The 3,486-nt window shown below is 69.4% G+C and carries 2 protein-coding genes and 1 pseudogene; all 3 read right to left on the reverse strand.

All coding sequences use genetic code 11. From position 1 onward, the window contains the following. Positions 1–155, reverse strand: a pseudogene (locus Q0066_RS02090) (NADH-quinone oxidoreductase subunit I); the annotation flags it as partial. Beyond that, positions 155–1,459 carry an NADH-quinone oxidoreductase subunit NuoH gene (gene nuoH / locus Q0066_RS02095; RefSeq protein WP_298129580.1) on the reverse strand — a complete coding sequence of 435 codons (1,305 nt, stop codon included), beginning with the start codon at positions 1,457–1,459 and terminating at the stop codon, positions 155–157. The gene nuoH and the pseudogene Q0066_RS02090, both read right to left, overlap by 1 nt. Then, positions 1,456–3,486 (reverse strand): NADH-quinone oxidoreductase subunit G (locus Q0066_RS02100; RefSeq protein ID WP_298129581.1); only part of this gene is annotated, 2,031 nt, incomplete at its 5' end. The genes nuoH and Q0066_RS02100, both read right to left, overlap by 4 nt.

A 3,486-nucleotide genomic window follows, 5' to 3' on the forward strand; every position in this document is an offset into this window, starting at 1 on the left:
CCGTCCGGCCAGCGGTTCAGCTGGTGGCGTCCGTGGAACCGGGGCGCGGTGACCTTGACCTTGCCCTTCTCCGGGTAGCCCTGGGTGAACGTCTTGCGGAACATCGTCCGAAAGGTGACGCCGAAACCGGCCCACTGTTCTGCGAAGGTCGCCATCAGGCGTCCGTCCTTTCCGCTTCGGCATGAACCACGTCGGCCTGCTCAGGCAGCCGCTGACCGGGCATCGGCGGCACCGGGTAGCCGCCCGCGAACGGGTCGAACGGTGTCGGCTCGGCCAGCTCGGGTTCGGGTTGTCGATCGAGCCACCACCACAGGGCGAACAGCGCCAGCACCACGACCACGAGGCCGCCGATCACCAGCGGGTTGGCCAGCCAGTTCTGCGCCCGGGCGATCCGGACGGTCGAGATCAGCATCACCCAGACCAGCGAGATCGGGATCAGCCACTTCCAGCCCAGCGTCATGAACTGGTCGTAGCGGAACCGTGGCAGCGTGCCGCGCAGCCAGACGAACACCGAGATCAGCAGCTGCACCTTGAGCATGAACCAGAGCGGACCCCACCAGCCCTGATCCATCGCCGGGATCAACGCGTTGATCGGCCACGGGGCGTGGAAGCCGCCCAGGAACAGCGTGGTGGCCACCGCCGACACCGTCGCCATGTTGATGTACTCGGCGAGGAAGTAGGTGGCGTAGCGGAAGCCGGAGTATTCGGTCAGATAGCCAGAGACCAGCTCGGACTCACATTCGGGCAGGTCGAACGGTGCTCGGTTGGTCTCGCCGACCATCGAGATCAGATAGATCACGAACGACGGGAAGAGTTGCAGGAAGAACCAGTTCTGCAACCCCAGGTTCAACCCGAAGAAGCTGAACGGCTGACCCTGCACGTCGACGATCTCGGCGGTCGACATCGAGCTGGCGTGCAGGAACACCGCCACCAGCGCCAGCCCCATGCTGAGCTCGTAGGAGATCATCTGCGCCGAGCTGCGCAGCGCACCCAGCAGCGAGTACGGCGAGTTGGACGACCAGCCGGCCAGCACGAAACCGTAGATGCCGACCGAGGCCACCGCGAGGATGACCAGCACCGAGATCGGCAGGTCGGTCAGCTGCAACCGGGTCCGGACGCCGAAGATCTCGACCTCGCCGCCGAACGGGATCACCGACCAGGCGGTGAAGGCGGCGGTGCCGGCGATCAGCGGCGCCAGGGTGAACAGCACCCGGTCGGCCGACTTGGGCCGGAAGTCTTCCTTCATGATCAGCTTGCTGCCGTCGGCGACCGCCTGCAGCAGGCCGAACGGTCCGTTCATGATCGGGCCGAGCCGATGCTGCATCTTGCCGACCAGCCGGCGCTCGTACCAGACGTTGAAGATGGTCCAGACCAGCAGCACCACGAACAGCACCACCACCTTGAGCAGCACCAGCCACCACGGGTCGGTGCCGAACAGGGAAAGGTCGAGCGGGATCATGCCGCACCTCCTTCGCTGAGCGCGTCCTCCGGTCGGGCCACAGTGACGCCGGCTCCGTGCACCAGGCCGAGCTCCGACAACGGAGTCCCGGGCGCATGGGTGGGTACCCAGACCGTGTCGAGAGCCATCCCGGCGGTGACCTCCAGCGGCAGGGTGAGCCACCCGTCGCCGCCGGCGATGGTCACCGCGTCGGTCAGGCCGTGCTCCGCGGCCACCTCGGGCGAGGTGCGGGCCACCACCGGACGGGCGGTCGCCTGCAGCGCCGGCTCGTTGTCGTTGGAGCGGGAACCGTCGATCATCTCGCGCCAGGTGGCCAGCGCCAGCTCGCCCTCGGCCGGGCCGCTCATCGCGCGGGTCCGGGTCAGCGGGGCGCGCTCGCCTTCCCAGCCGCCCAGTTCGTCGAGTTCGGTGAGCGCCTGCTTGGCCGTCCGGATGCCCAGCGGACGGCCGAGCGCATCCGCCAGCGCGGCGAGCACCCGCAGGTCGGTCATCGGCTGGTTCGGCTGCTTGATGACGGTGTTCACCCGGCCCCGGCGATGCTCCCAGTTCAGGAAGTGACCGGGACGCTCCTCGATCAGCGCGATCGGGAACACCACGTCGGCGCGCTCGGTGACCTCGCTGAGCCGCTGTTCCAGGCTGATCACGAACGACGCCTCTTCGATGCCCTGCCGGGCCTCGTCGGCATGGGTGAAGTCGGACGGCTCCAGGCCGCTGACCAGCAAGGCCAGACCGCCGTTGCGGGCCGCGGCGAGTTGCGCGTCGGCGTCCAGTCCGGGAGCACCGGGCAAGCTGTCGACACCCCAGGCGGCCTGGACGTCGACCCGGGCCCGCACCTCGGCGGCCGGACGACCACCCGGCAGCAGGTTCGGCAGGCAGCCGGCCTCGATCGCGCCCCGGTCACCGGCCCGGCGCGGCATCCAACCCAGCCGGGCCCCGGTGCGGTCGGCGAACTCGGCGACGGCGGTGAGCAGGCCCGGCACGGTCGCCGCCCGGTCACCCACCAGCACGATGGTGTCGGCGTCCGCCTGCAGGCCGGCCAGCACCTCGGCCTCGGTGCCCGGCACGGTCGGGATCACCTCGGCGCTCAGCTTGCGGGAACCCTCGGAGACGAACGGCGCCAGGGTGACCACCTTGGTGCCGTGCTTGCGGACCGCCTTGCGCAGCCGCAGGAAGACCATCGCGGCCTCGTCCTCGGGTTCGAAGGCGACCAGCACGACCTGCTTGGCGGCCTGCAGCGCCGTGTAGCTGAGCCGTTCCGAATCCAGCGGCTGGCCGGCCACCCGGTTGGCCAGGAAGGCGGCCTCTTCGGCGCTGTGCGGACGGGACCGGAAGTCGATGTTGTTGGTGCCCAGCACCGTCCGGGCGAATTTGGCGTAGCCATAGGCGTCTTCGACGGTGAGCCGACCGCCGGTCAGCACACCGATCCGGGAGCCGGCCCTGCGCAGCCCGGCCACGGCGGCGTCGATCGCCTCGGGCCAGGACGCCACCCGCAGTTCGCCGTCCTCGCGGATCAGCGGACGGGTCAGCCGGTCGGCGCCGCGTCCGGACTTGAACGCGAACCGGCCCCGGTCGCAGTTCCACTCCTCGTTGATCTCGGGAGCGTCGCCGGCCAGCCGCCGCTTCACCTGGAAGTGCCGGTGGTCGGTGCGCAACTGGCAGCCGCCCGCGCAGTGCTCACAGGTGGTGGGCGTGCTGACCAGGTCGAACGGACGGCTCTGGAACCGGTAGTCGGCGCTCGTCAGGGCACCGACCGGGCAGATCTGGATGACGTTGCCGGAGAAGTAGGAGTTGTACGGATGGTCCTCGTAGAAGCCCACCTGCTGCAGCGCGCCGCGCTCGACCAGAGTGATGAACGGGTCGCCGGAGATCTGCTCGGAGAACCGGGTGCAGCGGGCGCAGAGGATGCAGCGCTCGCGGTCGAGCAGGATCTGCGCCGAGATGCTGACCGGCTTCGGGAAGGTCCGCTTCACGCCCTCGTAGCGGGACTCGCCGCGTCCGGCGCTCATCGCCTGGTTCTGCAGCGGGCA

Origin of the sequence: Micropruina sp. (assembly GCF_027492755.1) — a bacterium.
Classification (GTDB): Bacteria; Actinomycetota; Actinomycetes; order Propionibacteriales; family Propionibacteriaceae; genus Micropruina.

Excerpts from the sequence above, each read along its gene's own strand:
- nuoH (WP_298129580.1), bottom strand. The coding sequence starts at position 1,459 with ATGATCCCGCTCGACCTTTCCCTGTTCGGCACCGACCCGTGGTGGCTG.